The sequence below is a fragment of the Amorphus sp. MBR-141 genome (genome assembly GCF_053628695.1).
This window is the reverse complement of the sequence record NZ_JBRJGW010000085.1, coordinates 1-1438: the sequence shown is the minus strand read 5'-3', so window position 1 is coordinate 1438 and position 1438 is coordinate 1. Positions and strand designations below refer to the sequence as shown.

Annotated in this window: 1 protein-coding gene; it reads right to left on the bottom strand. The window is 63.2% G+C overall.

The window, feature by feature from the left end; all coding sequences use genetic code 11:
- Positions 1-91: 91 nt before the first annotated feature.
- Positions 92-1348, bottom strand: a complete 1257-nt coding sequence (locus ACSSVZ_RS28100; protein WP_453974166.1) for an IS701 family transposase — start codon at positions 1346-1348, stop codon at positions 92-94.
- Positions 1349-1438 lie beyond the last annotated feature (90 nt).

Below are 1438 nucleotides of genomic sequence, written 5' to 3'. Positions count from 1 at the left end.
CTAGCACTACTTTGGCAGAAGTGAGGGTATCGCGCTTTGCAGGGAGCAACCACACTGAGGGCATTGCCCGGGCGGCGGTCGCGACAGGCGATCAAGGATGGCTTGTCGAACTGCCGGCATGCTCGGCTGAGGCGGTGGCCCGGAGACTCTTTTTTTTCCGCCCCGCCTGAGCGAGCCTTCTATTCTGCAGAAAGGCATAGGCCATCATCGTCATCAGTGCGTGGCGATGCAGCCCCGTCCAGGACCGCCCTTCGAAGTGGTCGAGGCCGAGCTCTTCCTTGAGTTGCTGATGAGCCTGTTCGCAAATCCAGCGCGCCTTGATCGCGCCGGCCAGATCCCTGATCGGCGTGTCGGCTGGTAGGTTCGAGAGATAGTATTTCCGCTCGCCGTTCGAGCGATGCTCACCCACCAGCCAGGCTTCCTCGCCGGGCATGTGCTGGGCCCCGGCGGAACCGATCCGTTGCGGCGCGCCGTCGGCGATGCGTACACGAACGGCGGCAAAGCGCGCCGCAAGCCGCCCCTTTGTTCCCCGGCGCCAACTGACCTGACGCCACTTTGCATCTTCGAGCATGGCATGTGCGGCGCGGGATTTAACGTCGGGCACGTGCCGAACACGCGGTCGCCCGCGGTTCGCCATCGGGAAGATCAGTTGCACGTCTGCAGGGTAGACCTTCTGGTGCCGGGGAATGCCAACGGCCCAGCAAAGATCCCGTGCGCTCAAGGCCTGCCGGAACGGCGCCGAGAGGCCATAGCCCGCATCTGCCAGCACACAGCCGAAGCGAACCCCGGCGGCGATCGCTCGGTCGATTTCCTCGATGGCGATCTCGGGCTTGGTGCGATAGCTCTGGAAAGGCTCGGGCACGCCGGCCCTGGTCATCCGGGCCGTATCGCTGGTCCAGCTTTCCGGCAGGAACAGCCGCAAGCTCAGCATGACCGGCACCTCCCCTGAGGCCAGCGTCATCGACACCAGTGTCTGGCAGTTCGCGTTCTTGCCCAACGCGGTGGCATATTGGGGCGCAACGCCAACGGATGCTTTGCCCTTCTTAGGCAGCGCCGTGTCGTCAATGATCAGCCAAGCCTTGGCGCCGCCGACCAGTTCATCTGCCTGCTGCCACAAAGTCGCTTCCAGCGGGGCGCTATCCCACAGGCCTGCGCCGATGAAATGATGCAGACGGTCGTAGCTGAGTGCATCCACGCGTGCCGCCATGGGCTGGATGCTCTTGCGGTCTCCGGGGCCGATCAAACCAGCAATATAGACCGGACACATCCGCCGCCGCGTCTTGTTGCCCAGACCCCGCAGGTACGGCTCGAGCCACCGTTCCAGATCATCCTGCCAGTCTGCTTCCATCGCCAGCCTCCATCAAAGCTGGCTCCCTATGAATCACGCATCACACGCCGACGGAATCCCGAAAATCACACTTCTGCCAAAGTAGTGCTA

Bases quoted from the DNA above. Each gene is read 5' to 3' on its own strand.
- ACSSVZ_RS28100 (WP_453974166.1), bottom strand. From the start codon at position 1,348: ATGGAAGCAGACTGGCAGGATGATCTGGAACGGTGGCTCGAGCCGTAC.